This is a genomic window from Tardiphaga sp. (assembly GCF_044336785.1).
Classification (GTDB): Bacteria; Pseudomonadota; Alphaproteobacteria; order Rhizobiales; family Xanthobacteraceae; genus Tardiphaga.
The window spans coordinates 1-14,632 of sequence record NZ_JBIIOT010000052.1; the positions used below are offsets into that span (position 1 = coordinate 1).

Sequence of the window (14,632 nt, forward strand, 5' to 3'; positions counted from 1 at the left end):
GACAGGCACTGTGGATTTATTCACGACCACCGTGAATTTGGTGATCGCCTTGGCAATCTCGCGGGCGGCTGCATAGACGTAAGTGAGATCGGCATGGCCGTCCCCGCGTCGTGACGGCGTGCCGACGGCGATGAACACGACCTCGGCTTCGCCCACCGCCTTGGTGATGTCGGTGACGAAGTTCAGGCGCTTCTGCCTGGCATTGCTGGCAACGAGCGCATCCAGGCCCGGCTCATGGATCGGGATCTCGCCGCGATTGAGCGCATCGATCTTGCTCTGGTCGGTATCCACGCAAGTGACGTGATGGCCGAAATCCGAAAAGCATGCACCCGACACCAGCCCCACATAGCCGGCGCCAATCATGGCGATACGCATCTTATGTCCTGTCTTACATAAAAGTCCGCGGTCAGAACGACCCGGACACCCCCAAGTTAGGTATCCGCGCCATCTCAGCTGCTGAGCAGCAACTCGCCATCGAGATGTCGCGGGAAGAAGAAGAAGTTGTTCACATAGGATTGCCCGGGTTTGCGGCCACCATTGGGCAGCAGCGCGTCGGGATCCTGCATCGTCTCGGCATCGAAGAAATCCACCGGGACGATTTCGTCATCGGAGAGGAAATAGCCGCGATAGTCCTTGGTCTCGAAGAATTCGAAGATCGATTTTGTCGCATCCGTGCGATGACGGTCCTCCGCCTCGACCAGGAACACAGGCTGACAGCGATCGATCAGGCCAGTGGCGCCCTTGAGCACGCTAAGTTCATGACCTTCCACATCGACCTTCACGAAAGCGACGTCATCCTTCATCACGCCATCAAGCCGCGCCAGCGGCACATGGGCGGCGACGACATTGGTGGTGTTCGGCGCATGCGACTGCTCGAGCGAAGCAAGGCCATGGACGAGGCCGTCGTCACTCTGCGGGATATAGAGATCGGCCTCGCCTTCCTGATCCGATAGCGCGATCTCGTGAATGCTGACATTGGAAGCCGACGTCCGGCGCAACAGCGTGGCCATGTCACGGGACGGTTCGAAAGCGTGGACCTTGCCGGAGAGCTTTGCCAGTTTCTGCGTATAGAGCCCGACATTGGCGCCGACATCGACGGTAACGGCGCCCGCCGGCACGATCTTGTCGAGATAGTTCAGCTCGCGCTCAGCGGTCTTCGGCCGTTTCATGAAGCGCCAGCGCAGCCACATGGCGGGAAATGTGTCTTTCAAGATTTGCTTGGTTCGTTGCGTGGCGGTCATTGCTGTCACCCTTCATTCGAAGCCATTGTGATCTCAAGCCCCGCCGGCTGCGCGGCATGACTCATTGTGCAGCCGGTGCAGGCCGGACTCTTTCTTACTAATAGGTAGGCACTGAGGTCAGAACGCGTTGCCGGAAATGAATTCCTTGCGCACCGTCTGCACGATGATCCGGATGTCCTTCACCATCGACCACGCCTCGATGTAATCGAGATCGTAATCGATACGGGCAATCGCGAGCTTCGGATCGACCGTGCTGCCGCGGCAACCGCTGATCTGGGCGAGACCGGTGATGCCCGGCCGCGCGCTGTGACGCTGGAAGTAATAAGGCACGAGATCTTCATAGAGCATGTTCGCAGCGAGCATGCCCGGCACATGCGGACGCGGCCCAACCAGAGACATGTCGCCTTTCAACACGTTGATCAGCTGGGGCAATTCGTCAAAACTGGTCTTGCGCAGGACCTTGCCGATCCCCGTCACGCGCGCGTCGCCCTGCACGGTCTGCTGAACGCCGAGCTTGTCGCCGAGATCGTTCCGCATCGAACGGAACTTGTAGATCTTGAACCTGCGATTGCGATAGCCGTAGCGATATTGCGTGAAGAACACGGGCCCAGGCGATGTCGCCTTGATGATCGCAGCGACAATCAGAAAGAAAGGAAGGAAAAACAGCAGCGCCGAGCCCGATGCGGTGACATCGAACAACCGTTTGGTGATGGATGCCGATGGTTCACGTCGAACGACCGCCTTGCGACGGCCGCGATAGGCGCTGTTGCCATAACCGCCATATCCGCCTGCGAACTCCACCGGACGCACCGAGATAAAGCGCTGCCCTTCCCAGAGCGGCGTCACTTTGTTTCGTTCAAGACCAACTGAAACAGTAGAGACCATTGATCGACGCTCCCTGCTGGAACTTTGGTAGGCAATCTCTCCTCAGCGCGGGTGACGTGACACATGACTTGTTCGTCAGCATCATGGCATTCGCAGATGCGAATGCGCTTGTTCGTCTCTTGCCCCACACTTCGAATAGCTTTGGCCAATGAAGTTTGTTTAACTCTTTGCGCGAATTGGGGCCGCAAAACGGTATTGCCGTGCATGACAATGCAGCACGAGCCACGCGCGGAATTGTGCGCCGCGAAAAATTCTGTGTGAGGAAAAGCGGTTAGCTCGTTTATGACTGCCTTGCACTGCACCCACTTCGGGGCAGCCATGCAAAAACCAAACAGAAAATCGCACGTGAAGATTCTGATCGCACGTGATCGCGAACGGGTGCATGCTTTTGTTCATCACGTTCGCAGCCCGAACGCGACGCGCGCGATTCGAATTTGATTTTTCATCAAATACTAAAAGGCCGAGCATTACTTGCGGGCCGACAGCCAGTTTTCAGTCGAATATCGTCGGTTACGACCATGGCATTGAGGCAGACCACACCGCCCCACACAACGAAAGCTTTGCAACACGCTCAGCTTCTCGTCCTGCCTGTTCGCGTTGATGCGACCAGAAGCTCCCCCGCACATAAGGAGGAGACTGTCATGGATCAGTCACTCTCCGACCGACCACGCAGCGCAAATCGCAAGCTTCGCAATGCCATTATTCTCGGGAATGTCGTGATGTGGCTCGCAATCATTGCCGTCGTTCGATTTCTTGTCTCGTAACTAGCTGGATTCAATCCAGACTGGCTTCATCACAGCGTCTGCCGTCCATAATCTCGCCAGACCACAAGATGATGTATGCGGGAATGAAATTGACCGCAGCCGATTCCGCGTCATAGTTGCTCCATCATGCCACGCACCCCTTCGAGTCAGCGTCCGAGCAAGGCGGCGCTGCCGCCTGAGACACGCATCTATGCCATCGGCGATATCCATGGCCGCGCCGATCTCCTGCAAGAGGTCATCCATCGCATCGATGAGGACATCGCGCGCCGGCCGATCGCCTTCGCAGGCGAGGTTTATGTCGGTGACTACATCGATCGTGGCGCGGATTCGAAAGGTGTGATCGATCTGCTGGCAATTCGCCTGGTGCAAAACCATGCAATCTGCCTGCGCGGGAACCACGAAGCATTGATGGAGGAGTTCCTTCTCGATAATCCCGCGTCTTTGGATGGTTGGCGTCAGCTCGGCGGCCTCGCCACACTGGCCTCCTATGGCATCATGCCGACGCGCGAGCAAACGGCCGACCAGGTTCAAGATGCCCTTCGCGCGGCCCTCCCCACCACTCACCAACTTTTTTTGCGCTGCCTGCGGAACAACGTGCGCTGTGGCGACTTTCTGTTCGTTCACGCTGGCATTCGCCCCGGTGTCGCTCTCGATGCACAGGATGCGAATGACCTGATGTGGATCCGTGATGAGTTTCTGAATTCCAGCAGCGATCACGGTCTCTATGTGGTGCACGGTCACACGCCGGTTCCACACGCGGACATTCGGGACAATCGCGCCAATATCGACACCGGCGCTTGGCGAAGTGGCGTGCTCACCTGCATCGCCATCGAGGGGACGGAGATCATGGTTCTGTAGCAGAACACATATAAGGCGCGACTGCGGAATCCGATCGCTGGCGTTGTGGGGACGCTGCGGCTTCTTTCTTTCGCCGTTTTTTACCGGACAGTTCGCGATCAAATGTCATCGAAATGATGCTCTGATCGTTTTGGTATCTAGTTGGGGGTCTGCCATGTCATCGGTTCGCCGGTTCGCCGGTCTGTTTGTCTTGTCCTTGCTCACGCTTGGCGCCGCCAGCACCCATGTGCCGTGCGCGTCGGCTCAGCAACGGCTCTCTTCAGCCTCGCCATCGGGCGCCTATCTTCTCGGCCCGACCGATCGCGTGCGGCTGAAAGTCTATGGCGAGCCTGATATCACCGGCGAATATGAAGTCGATGCCAATGGCAATGTGTCGATTCCGCTGGCGGGCCAGATCAAGGCGGCTGGTATCACCACCAAGCAGCTAGAACGCAGTATCACCGCTGCACTCGCCAAGGGAATCGTACGCGATCCTCGCGTCAATGTGGAGATGCTGGCCTATCGCCCCTTCTATATCCTCGGCGAAGTGAAGAAGAGCGGTGAATATCCGTATCGCGTGGGCCTCACCGTGCTCGATGCCGTCGCCACTGCCGGCGGATACACCTACCGTGCCAATGAAGGCAAAGTTTATCTCCGCCGCTCAGGCTCGACGGTGGAAGAGATCTATCCGATGGACGCGCCGGTTCTCATCTATCCCGGCGACAATGTGCGCGTTCCGGAGAGATACTTCTAAATCTCTTCTCATTCTCACCACTCTCTCTTGATGAGTAGCAGCCGGTGGCAACTGCCAGTCTCGCTGTTGCGCTGCCATAGTCTCGTCTCTTTGCGCTGCGTAATCTTGTGCAGTGCGATGAACTTCACTTCGCATGCAGCGTTGTGACGAGCGAAAGGGGCCGTTTCATCAGACGTGTTGAGCGTGAGTAAGCGGGGGCGCTTTGTTCATCATCGACTTGCCGGTTTTGCAAGCTTTGCGATGAACTTCTAAGCGGCAATCAAGTCTCGACGACAGTTCGATCGCGAAGGGGCGACACCTTCGCAAGGGATGCGTGATGAAATGTTCGCCGGCACTGATGGACGAGAAGGCGATTGCGATGCGCTCAAGCGTATGCGCGTCGTTGCTCGTCTTGCGCCGGTTCACACGGGTCGCGTCCTGGCCGGCCACTGCGATTCTGCTCGGTGTCACGTCGCCTGCCGGCGCCCAGGCAATCCAGAACACGATGGATCCGCTGGGCTCGCCCTGGAACGCCCAACGCATCTTCGAGCCGTCCGCTTTGCCAGAACTCGAACACCGCGACACCCGCGATAGCAATGGCGAGCCGGTCGCCCCGGAAGACACGCCGGTGAAGGGGCGCCAGCATCCGGGCTATGAGCCGGTCGGCATCCGCTCGGGCTCGTGGATGTTCAATCCGTCGCTGATGACCGGCGCGCTCTATGACAGCAATGTTTTCGCATCGAATACGCAGAAAAATGCGGATATCGCCGCGACCATCGAGCCGAGCCTGCGCGCGCATACGCTGTGGGAACGCCACGGCATCGATCTCAAGCTCAATTCGCAGACCACGGTCTATAACCAGTATTCCAGCCTCGATCAGACCAATGCGAGCCTGAAGGGCGCAGGCTGGTTCGATGTTGCCCATGACATGGTGGTGCTCGGTAGTTTCCAGATCGCCCATCTTAACGAAGGCGTGGGATCGCTGAGTTCGCCTACCAATGCGATCACGCCGACACCTTATAATCTGTATTCGGGCGATCTGACGCTGCGCAAGGAATGGGGCCGGCTCACCACGTCGGTGGGCGCCCGCGTCGATTCCTATGAGTTCGGCACCGCCCGCGCGCAGGATGGCAGCATCATCGACCAGAGCGCGCGTGACGGACAGATCTATGCCGTGCATGGCCGCATCGATTACGCGTTCTCGCCGTCGCTCGGCTGGTTTGCCGGCGCCGAGGGCAACCAGCGCGACCTCCGTGGCATTCCCGGCTCGTCCATCGATTCCAACGGCTATCGCGTGCTGTCAGGTTTCACCGTCGGTCTCGGCCGCCTCGTGAAGGGCGAATTCGGCGGCGGCTATGTGGAGCAGCGCTTCGACAATCCGCTGATCGGCACTGTGTCCGGCCCATCCTATCGCGCCAAGCTGACATGGAGCCCGACGCGGATGCTCGACATCCATGTGAAGGCCGAGCAGCTGGTGACGCAGACATCGGACACGTCATCCACCGGCGTGCTCGCCAATGCCGTGCAGGTCGGCGCCGATTACGAATTGCTGCGCAATGTCGTGTTGTCCGCTTCAGCCGGTTATGAGCGCGACAGCTTCTTCGGCCAGGACCGCCGCGACAACGTCACCACCACCAATGCCAGCGTCAAATATCTGATGAACCGGTTCAGCGCGATATCGGCCTATCACCGCTACACATCCCGCGAGAGCAGCACGCCGCTGTTCAGCTACGACAAGCACCAGGTAGGGATCAATGTTACAGCGCAATTTTGATCAAGCCTATCCTGCGCAGGAGCCCGTCCCGACGTCGGTCGAGGGCTGGAAGGCACCGACCGTCGATCTGCGCGAGATGGCCCGCATCCTGCGCCGCCGCTGGCGCGTGGCGCTGGCGCCTGCGGCGGCACTCGCTGCCATCGCCCTCATCTATCTGATGATGGCGACGACACTCTATACGGCTGTCTCCACGGTGCTGGTCGACCCGCGCCGCGCCACCATGATCGAGACCAACCAGACCACGCCGACCAATATCGGCACTGACGATGCGACCATCGAGAGCCAGTCGCTGCTGATCCAGTCGATCGCGACCGTGCAGCGCGTGGTCGACAAGCTGAAGCTGACCCAGGATCCCGAGTTCATGCCGAAGCCTGGCCTGCTCGATCCGATCAAGAACCTGTTCAAGGGCCCGCGACAACCCGGCAGCCTCAGCGCCGAGGAGATCGCACGTGCCAATGCGGTGGACATGCTGCAGCAGCGCATGAAAGTGGTGCGCCAGGGCACGACCTTCCTGGTCGATATCGCCGTGAGTTCGGAATCGCCGGCCAAGGCGGCCACCATCGCCAATGCCGTCGCCGCCGCCTATTTCGACGAGCAGGTGCGGGCCAAATATGATTCGACCAAGATCGCGGCCAAATGGCTGGGCGGCCAGATCGACGACCTCAAGAACCGTGTCGTCGTCTCCGAGAAGGCGGTCGCCGACTATCGCGCAGCCAATAATCTCTCGGTCGCCCAGGGCGTCACCGTCAATGACCAGCAGATCACCGATCTCAACAACAAGCTGATCGCCGCCCGCGTTCAGACCGCTGAATCGCGTGCGAAATTCGATCAGGTGCAGCAGCTGTCGAAATCCGGCGCCGATGCCGGCGGGCTGAATGCCGCAGTGTCCTCGGACATGGTGAGCAAGCTGCGCGCGCAATATGCCGATATCGCCAAGAACGACGCGGACCTCACCAGCAAATATGGCCCGCGCCACCCGCTGGTGGCCAATGTCCGCGCGCAGCTGAAGGACACGCAAAAGCTCATCAATGAAGAGCTGCGCCGCATCGTCGAGAGCACCAAGCACGACTACGAGGTCTCTAAATCGCGCGAAGCCTCGCTGCAGGACAGTTTTGACAAGCTGCAGGGCGTCTCGACAACGTCGAGCCAGGCCCTCGTCCGCCTGCACGAATTGCAGCGCGAGGCGGAGGCCAATCGCACGCTCTATGAGTCCTATCTGGCGCGCTCCAAGGAGACGACGGCGCAGGAAAGCCTGGAACTGCCGGATTCGCGCATCGTCTCCAATGCGGGCGTGCCGCTGTTTCCGTCGGCGCCGAAATCCAAACTCATTCTCGGCCTCGCCATCCTGCTCGGCCTCGGCGCCGGCACCGTGCTGGCGTTCCTGACGGATTATCTCGACGGCAAGATCAAGACGTTGGAACAGGCCGAGAGCATCACCGGCGTGCCAGCGCTTGCCGCGCTGCCGGCGATCGGCGCCCGTGAACTCGCCTCGCGTGCCAAGCGCGGGCGGAAGGATCTGGAGAATTACGATCCACGCACCATGCGGCTGCTACCGGCCTCGTTGCAGCCGCCGCTGATGCGTTATGCCATCGAGGAGCCCGGCACGTTCTTCGCCGAGGCGATCCGCGCGGTGCGCCTTTCGATCCAGCGCGCCCGCAAGGTGGCGCCGGTGAAAACGGTGCTGGTCACCTCGGGTCTCGAAAGCGAAGGCAAGACCACCTTTGCCGGCAATCTCGCGCTGTCATTCGCCACGCTCGGCATCAAGACGCTGCTGATCGATGCGGACCTGCGCAACCCCGGCATGACCCGCGCATTGTGCCCCAATGCCGATGCCGGCCTGTTCCAGGTCGCCACCGGTGAGGTGCCGCTGGAGCACGCGCTGCTGTTCGATCGCTCGAGCGGCCTCTCCATCCTGCCATCGCCGGCGATGAAGGATGTCGATGTCATCACCGAACTGATGTTCTCCGAACAGATGGTCGAGATTCTCGAACGGCTCAAATCGCATTACGAGCTGATCATCATCGACTCGCCGCCACTGATCCCGTTGGTGGATGGCCGTGCGCTGGCCGAACTCGCCGACCGCATCCTGCTCGCCATGGCCTGGGACCAGACGCCGCGCGAAGTCGTGCAGCATACGATGGAGCTGCTCGGGCCCGTGCATGACCGCCTGCTCGGCACCGTGCTGACCCAGGTCGATCTCTCGAAGATCCGTTTTTACGACTATTATCGCAGCTCGGCCTATCTCAAGCCCTATGGTGTTCCCGCAACCGCGGGGGCAACCAGGTGACATTGACCAGATCGGCATCGTCGCATCACCTGCAACGTCACAGCGCCTATGCCGCGGCGCATGGCGCGCGCATGCCACGTCGGCGTCCACTGCCGGATGTCACGCAGCTGATCAATGTCGCCATTATCGGCTTGCTTACCCTGGCGATGATCACGGTCTTCACACTGTCCGGCAGCGTGCTGACCAATCTGAAGATCAGTTACCTGACCCCCGGCGGCAACTTCCTCCATAAGCTGCACCCGACGACATTCCTGACCTTCATGGCGACGCTGTTGCTGCTGATGCGCGATGGCGATCCGATCGGCGAGATCAACCGCGCTTTCTCCAATGCGAAACTGCTGCTGGTGCATCTGTTCTGCTGGTTCGCCCTGCTGATCCAGATGTTCGTGCTCGATCGCCCTTTCACGGTGATCATCGACACATTCCTGCTGCCGGTGCTTTTGTGCCTGCTGATCTGGCGCCTGACGCCGCAGCAGCGCAAGCCACTGATCTGGGCGCTCCATGCGGCGATGCTGCTCAATATCCTGATCGGCTATTACGAATTCGCCTCCGGCCATCGCATCGTGCCGTTGACGCTTGGTAGCGTCGTCGTTCTTGGCGAGTGGCGCTCGGCGGCGCTGCTCGGCCATCCCCTCACCGCATCCGGCATCGTCGCCGCCTATATCATGGCACTGGTACTGCGGCCCGCGGTGTGTCCGCCGCTGATCATCCGCATTCCCCTGATCACCTTTGCGCTCGGCTCATTGATGGCCTTTGGCGGCCGCACGGCGCTGATGACGGTGCTCACCGTGCTGGCCATCATGGGAATGATCGAGGCCTTCAATCTCATGCGCGGCAAGCGCGTTCCGCTACTGGTGGCGGTCGGCGCCATCTGCCTCATTTTCGCGGCCGTCGGCCTCGTCTTTGCCGCCTATTCGCTCGGCATTTTCGACAAGATGCTGCTGCGCTTCACGTCGGACAAAGGCAGCGCGCTGGCGCGCGTTGCGACCTTCGACATGCTGTCACATTTCCAGTGGGGCGAACTCGTGCTCGGGCCGAATCCCGTGCGCGTGAATGCGCTGCAATCGCAACTCGGCCTCAATTACGGCATCGAGAATTTCTGGGTGTCCTGCATCGTGCAGTTCGGTCTCGTCCACACCGTGCTGATCACGCTTGGCCTGACCTGCTTTGCGATCGAGCTGATGCGACGCTCAAGCCCGGCCGCTTGGTCGATTTTGCTGCTGATCCTGATGATTGCTGCGAGTTCGGTCAGTTTTTCCTCGAAGAACATTCAACTGGCGCAATTGGTGCTCTTGATCGCACTGCTGATGCCGCGTGACGTCAGGCCTGCCGTGCAGCCACCGCGGATGCGACCGCGGCAAGCGATGTATCGGGATCAGGAGTTCGCATGACCATCTATGTCGATCACACCCATCTCGGCCGCCATGTCACCGGTCTCGAACGCATCACCCAGGAATTGTTTTCCGAGGCTGCGCTGAAGCCGCTCGATGTCGTTCCCGTGACGTCGCGCGGCACGCGCCAGATGATCACGACGCAGACCCTCGGCCTGCCCGCGCGCCTGGCTGCCTCGTCGAATGCACTGCTGCTGTGCCCCGGCTTCCCGCCGAGCCCGCTGCTGCGCCCGTTCGCCGAGCGGGTGCTGCCCTATATCCACGACGATTTCCTGATCACGCGGTCCGCGGATCTGAACATCCGCGCCAAGCTGTATATGGCGGCGCCGTTCAGGATGGCCCTCAAGCACTATCCGCGCTTTCTCACCAATTCACGCGACACGCTGCGCAAGATCAGCGCCTACACCAGGTCCGACGCCGAGATCACGCTCTATCGCCCCCCCGTGCGCAATGTCTTCAATCTGCAATCAACCGGGCGCGATGCGCGCGATGTCAGTGCTGCGCCGCTGCGTGTGGTCGCACTAGGCACTGTGGAGCCGCGCAAGAATTTCGTCACCGCCGGCCATATCGTCGGCGCCTTGCGCCAGCATGGCTTTCCTGGCGCCACGCTCGATATTGTCGGCCGCAAAGGCTGGGGTGACGACTGGACGACATTGGAACGCATGCCCGGCGTGACGCTGCATGGCTATCAATCCGCCGAGAATGTCACCCGCCTGCTCGATCAGGCCGACATCTTTCTCTGCACCTCGCATGACGAAGGCCTCGGCCTGCCGCTGCTGGAAGCGCAATATGCCGGCCTGCCCATCGTCGCGCCCAATGCGCCGGTGTTTCATGAGGTGCTCGGCACTTCCGGCATCTTTATCGACATGTCCGATCACGGCAATGCTGCTGCGCAGATCGGCGCTGCCATCGCCACGCCAAAGTGGCGTCCTCAATATGTGGCCGCGGCCAATCAGAATCTCGCGCGCTGGAATGCTCTCGCCGCAAGCGACCACGATACGGTCATTGACCTGATTGCTGAACTCGCCGCGGGCGCCAATCGGCGCGCTGCATCGAAAGACAATGTGGCCGCGCGCTGACGACGCCATCGACGAAACCATACCGAACCGGGGACCCAAGTTTGCAGGAGATCAGGACAGACACACGGCATCTGGATGGGCTACGCATTGTCGCGGCCAGTGCGGTCGTGGTCCTGCATTACTCTGATTATGTGAAGGATGCGTCGGTCGGCCGGTTTCTGGTCGATCACACCTGGCACTTCAATCTGTTCGTCGATCTGTTCTTCGTCATTTCCGGTTATGTGATCGCCAGCCAATATCTCACCAAAGTCGGATCGCCCGCTGCTGTCGGTCGTTTCCTGTGGCGCCGTTTCGCACGCATCTATCCGCTGCATCTCGCCACGTTGGCCTTTTACTTCGCCATCGCGCTGGCGCTCACTTTCGGCATCGCGCGCGGCGAGAATCCGGCGCGCTACCCGTTCTCTGACCTCCCGGCGCAATTGCTGCTCCTGCACGCTATTGATGGCGCACGGCTGACGTTCAATTTTCCGAGCTGGTCGCTGTCGGCCGAATTCTTCTGCTATGTGCTGTTTCCGCTGATGGCACTCCTGCTCAGCCGCCGCAGGCCGGTGATCCTGCTGCTGGTCGCGGTGCCGTTCGTCGCCAATACGCTCGTGACCGTCTTGGCCGGTACCGAACCATGGCCGGACTGGATCAATAAAGGCGGCGCGTTCCGTGCACTGCCGGCCTTCAATCTCGGCATCGCCTGTTGTCTCTATCGCGACCGCATCGCTGCGCTTCCCGCGATCCCCGGCCTGCTCACGGGGCTGCTCGCCCTTTTCGTCGTGACCGGCGCTTATCTGAATATTTTCATCGCGCTGCTGATGATCTATGCGATCGCGCTGCTCGCCATCCATCACGACTGCGCCGGACAGACGACACTGTTCTCGAGGCTAGGCTTCGAGCGCTGGTCCGACCTCACTTACTCGTCCTATATGCTGCATATCCCAGTCGCAACCATCGTCCTGACGCTGGCATCGCGCTATCTGGCGCCGGTGCTCCCCGGCGGGAAGCTGGCTCTGCTGCCGGTGGCGATCATCGTGCTGGCCGTGCTCAGCGTGCTGTCACTGCGCTATTTCGAGACGCCGATGCGGCGCGCGCTCAACGACCTCTATGATCGCCAGTTTCGACCGCGCGTGACCACGGCGCCGCTCTCCGGGCAGACCTGACCGATGGCGAGCGTGATGCATGCAGAGACAGACATGGCCAGCGCGCCGAACCGCGCCGCCGTCGCCACCCGCGACGGTGCGATCGACACCATGCGCGGCATCGCTATCCTGATGGTCATCGGCATCCATGCGCTTCAGCAGCCACTCGATACCTCCTGGAAGATCGCGCTCGACGCTTTCCTGCGTCCCTGCGTGCCGATCTTCCTGTTTGCCTCCGGTTACCTCACCGGCCTGTCCGGTCGCGTGCCTGTTGCGAGGCGGCTGACTGCAACGGTCATCCCCTACGCGATCGCCTTTTTCGCGGCATATCTCTATATGGCGCTGCTGAACCCGGCGATGGATCATCGCATCACCACGACGGTTGCGCGGTTCGGTCTCGCTTACGTCTTCGTCTATTATTACGTGTTCGTTTATATCGGCTGCACGCTGCTGCTGTGGCTGGTGCTGTGGTTTGCGACCCGCGTGCCCGAACAAGCTGAGCAGCGATTGCGTGTGCTGCTCCTGATCGCCATCGCGCTCGGCCTCGTCACCGGGAGCTACCTCGATCCCGCATTGACGCGCTTCGGCCTGTCCGACGGGGTGATCGAGGAGTTTCGCATGCGCGACATTCCGTTCTGGTTCGCTTTTGCGGCGCTCGGCATGCTGGTGGCGCGGGCGTCGATCCGCGAAGTTCTGCTCGACATGCTGCCGACGCTCGGTATCGTCACGATAATAGCCTATGCGGCCTATACTGCCGTGCGCATGGCAGTGATCGGCGACGCGGCCGCCTATGATTCCACAGCCTTCTTCGGCTATGCCGCCGCGCTCAGCTTGCTGTTGCTGGCCACACGCATCGATATCCCGCTGCTCGCCACACTCGGCGCAGGCAGCTATTTCATCTATCTCTGGCACATCTTCGTCATCATGGCGCTGCGCGATCTGGGCGGGTTCCGGTCCCTCGGCGGCGTTGCAGCGACGCTTCTGATGTATGTCATCGCCCTCGCTGTCACCGGCGCGGCGCTGCTGGCCTTGCGCCAATGGGCGCCGCCTCGCGTGCTGCGTTATCTGGGAGCGTGACGCATGCTGCTGAAACGCACCATCCTTTATCTACCCGCCCAGATCGTTGGACCGCTGTTCCAGCTGGTCGCCATGATCGTGTGGACCCATGTGGTCAACGAACATACGCTGGGTGTGATCACGCTCATCACCGCGACCCATGAATTGCTTCAGATCGGCTTCCTCGCCTGGTGGTCGCAATATGCATTGCGATTCTTCGGGCGCTATCAGGAAGGCGACAACGCCGAGCGCTTCTACCGCACCGAAAATGTCGTCATCCTGCTGTCGCTCGTGCTGCAAAGCGCGGCTGTGATTGCGGTGCTCTATACGGTGATCGCCACCGACACCAATCTGATGCTGCTCGGCGCCACCGTGGCCTATGTGATCAGCCGCTCGCTCAATCTCTATATTGCCGAGCGTGCACGCGTCCGCCACCAGATCGGCGTCTATTCGATCCAGCAGATCGTCGGCCCATCTATCGGCTTCCTGCTCGGCCTGCTCCTGATCGAGACAATCAGCCCGGCGCCTGAATGGCCGCTGCTTGGCTATGCGGCGGCACAATTGCTTGCCGCCTTGATCGTGCTGCCAAAAATCGGCTTCAGCCGGCGCGTCTGGCCGATCGACCGCGAGATCATCCGCCATGCGTTGGGCTATGGCATTCCGCTGATCTTCGGTGGCGCGCTCGGCTGGGTCGGGCTCAATGCCTCGCGCTTCATCGTCAATGACATGCTCGGCGTCGCTGCTGCCGGCCTGTTCGCCGTCGGCTATGGCCTCGGGCAGCGCGCTGCTGCCGTCGCCGCGATGCTGGTGACGGCGGCGGCATTCCCGCTCGCTGTCAAAAGCATGGAACAGAATGGCAGCAACGCCGCCATGCGGCAGCTCTCGGATAATGGCGCGCTTCTGCTTGGCATCCTGGCGCCCAGCATTGTCGGCATCTTCCTGCTGCGCGCCGAGATCGTGCATCTGCTGATCGCCGCACCATTTCAGGCCGTCACGCTCGCAATCCTGCCGCTCTCGACACTGGCAGGGTCCATCCGCAATGTCCGCGCGCATTTCGGCGACCAGGTCTTCCTGCTCCACAGCAAGACGCGATTGATGGTCGTGGTCTCGGCCATCGATGCGGCTGTCACCATCGTCGCCAGCCTGATCTGCATCCATATCTGGGGGCTGGTCGGCGCCGCCGCGGCAACAGTGATCTCCGCCATCGCTGCAGCCCTGGTCAGTTTCGCACTCGGCTTCACACGCTTCGGCCTGACTCTGCCCTGGTCGCATCTCGCGCGCATCGCCTTCGCAACACTGGCCATGGCGATGCTGCTGACCCGGATTCCGGAAGCAAAGTCATACACGATGCTTGCGGCACATATAGCGGCCGGTGCGGCCCTCTATGTTGTGGCCCTGGCGGTCCTGTATGGGCCGACACTGCTGCGCATGGTCAGGCGTCAGCCCCGCTTCTCCTGA

Annotated in this window: 12 protein-coding genes; 9 read left to right on the forward strand and 3 right to left on the reverse strand. The window is 60.8% G+C overall.

Features of this window, described 5'->3' with window-relative positions:
* The 3 genes from ACIQ2A_RS15650 to ACIQ2A_RS15660 all read right to left on the reverse strand — a co-directional run.
* Nucleotides 1-375, reverse strand: a 375-nt coding sequence (locus ACIQ2A_RS15650) for a 2-dehydropantoate 2-reductase N-terminal domain-containing protein (protein WP_398480741.1), incomplete at its 3' end; no start/stop codon positions are given.
* Between the two features lie 74 nt (nt 376-449).
* Nucleotides 450-1,241, reverse strand: coding sequence for an FkbM family methyltransferase (locus tag ACIQ2A_RS15655; RefSeq protein WP_398480743.1), 792 nt, complete (start codon nt 1,239-1,241; stop codon nt 450-452).
* Between the two features lie 117 nt (nt 1,242-1,358).
* Nucleotides 1,359-2,087, reverse strand: coding sequence for a sugar transferase (locus tag ACIQ2A_RS15660; protein ID WP_398480745.1), 729 nt, complete (start codon nt 2,085-2,087; stop codon nt 1,359-1,361).
* Nucleotides 2,088-3,016: 929 nt separating this feature from the next.
* Here ACIQ2A_RS15660 and ACIQ2A_RS15665 point away from each other — a divergent pair.
* The 9 genes from ACIQ2A_RS15665 (at nt 3,017) to ACIQ2A_RS15705 (ending at nt 14,632) form a co-directional block, all read left to right on the forward strand.
* The gene (locus ACIQ2A_RS15665; RefSeq protein WP_398480747.1) at nt 3,017-3,748 is read left to right on the forward strand and encodes a metallophosphoesterase family protein; all 732 of its coding nucleotides are present in this window, start codon (nt 3,017-3,019) and stop codon (nt 3,746-3,748) included.
* 154 nt (nt 3,749-3,902) lie between these two features.
* Nucleotides 3,903-4,481, forward strand: a complete 579-nt coding sequence (locus ACIQ2A_RS15670; protein ID WP_398480749.1) for a polysaccharide biosynthesis/export family protein — start codon at nt 3,903-3,905, stop codon at nt 4,479-4,481.
* A gap of 316 nt (nt 4,482-4,797) precedes the next feature.
* Entirely contained in the window at nt 4,798-6,234 is a 1,437-nt protein-coding gene (locus ACIQ2A_RS15675) for an outer membrane beta-barrel protein (RefSeq protein ID WP_398480751.1), read from the forward strand.
* On the forward strand, nt 6,215-8,521 hold the full coding sequence (locus ACIQ2A_RS15680; protein ID WP_398480753.1) for a polysaccharide biosynthesis tyrosine autokinase: 2,307 nt from the start codon (nt 6,215-6,217) through the stop codon (nt 8,519-8,521). Before ACIQ2A_RS15675 ends, ACIQ2A_RS15680 begins: the two co-directional genes overlap by 20 nt.
* Nucleotides 8,518-9,912, forward strand: coding sequence for a VpsF family polysaccharide biosynthesis protein (locus ACIQ2A_RS15685; RefSeq protein WP_398480755.1), 1,395 nt, complete (start codon nt 8,518-8,520; stop codon nt 9,910-9,912). The genes ACIQ2A_RS15680 and ACIQ2A_RS15685 overlap by 4 nt, the downstream gene beginning before the upstream one ends.
* Nucleotides 9,909-10,991 (forward strand): glycosyltransferase, encoded by a 1,083-nt coding sequence (locus ACIQ2A_RS15690; protein ID WP_398480757.1) that lies wholly within the window; start codon nt 9,909-9,911, stop codon nt 10,989-10,991. Before ACIQ2A_RS15685 ends, ACIQ2A_RS15690 begins: the two co-directional genes overlap by 4 nt.
* 41 nt (nt 10,992-11,032) lie before the next feature.
* Nucleotides 11,033-12,139 (forward strand): acyltransferase family protein, encoded by a 1,107-nt coding sequence (locus tag ACIQ2A_RS15695; protein WP_398480759.1) that lies wholly within the window; start codon nt 11,033-11,035, stop codon nt 12,137-12,139.
* 33 nt (nt 12,140-12,172) lie between these two features.
* Nucleotides 12,173-13,195, forward strand: a complete 1,023-nt coding sequence (locus tag ACIQ2A_RS15700; RefSeq protein WP_398480761.1) for an acyltransferase family protein — start codon at nt 12,173-12,175, stop codon at nt 13,193-13,195.
* Between the two features lie 3 nt (nt 13,196-13,198).
* Nucleotides 13,199-14,632 (forward strand): lipopolysaccharide biosynthesis protein, encoded by a 1,434-nt coding sequence (locus tag ACIQ2A_RS15705; protein WP_398480764.1) that lies wholly within the window; start codon nt 13,199-13,201, stop codon nt 14,630-14,632.

What these genes read in the sequence shown, in the direction of transcription:
- ACIQ2A_RS15655 (WP_398480743.1), bottom strand. Translation starts at nt 1,241, where the DNA reads ATGACCGCCACGCAACGAACCAAGCAAATCTTGAAAGACACATTTCCC.
- ACIQ2A_RS15665 (WP_398480747.1), top strand. Translation starts at nt 3,017, where the DNA reads ATGCCACGCACCCCTTCGAGTCAGCGTCCGAGCAAGGCGGCGCTGCCG.
- ACIQ2A_RS15670 (WP_398480749.1), top strand. Translation starts at nt 3,903, where the DNA reads ATGTCATCGGTTCGCCGGTTCGCCGGTCTGTTTGTCTTGTCCTTGCTC.
- ACIQ2A_RS15675 (WP_398480751.1), top strand. Translation starts at nt 4,798, where the DNA reads ATGAAATGTTCGCCGGCACTGATGGACGAGAAGGCGATTGCGATGCGC.
- ACIQ2A_RS15680 (WP_398480753.1), top strand. Translation starts at nt 6,215, where the DNA reads ATGTTACAGCGCAATTTTGATCAAGCCTATCCTGCGCAGGAGCCCGTC.
- ACIQ2A_RS15690 (WP_398480757.1), top strand. Translation starts at nt 9,909, where the DNA reads ATGACCATCTATGTCGATCACACCCATCTCGGCCGCCATGTCACCGGT.
- ACIQ2A_RS15700 (WP_398480761.1), top strand. Translation starts at nt 12,173, where the DNA reads ATGGCCAGCGCGCCGAACCGCGCCGCCGTCGCCACCCGCGACGGTGCG.
- ACIQ2A_RS15705 (WP_398480764.1), top strand. Translation starts at nt 13,199, where the DNA reads ATGCTGCTGAAACGCACCATCCTTTATCTACCCGCCCAGATCGTTGGA.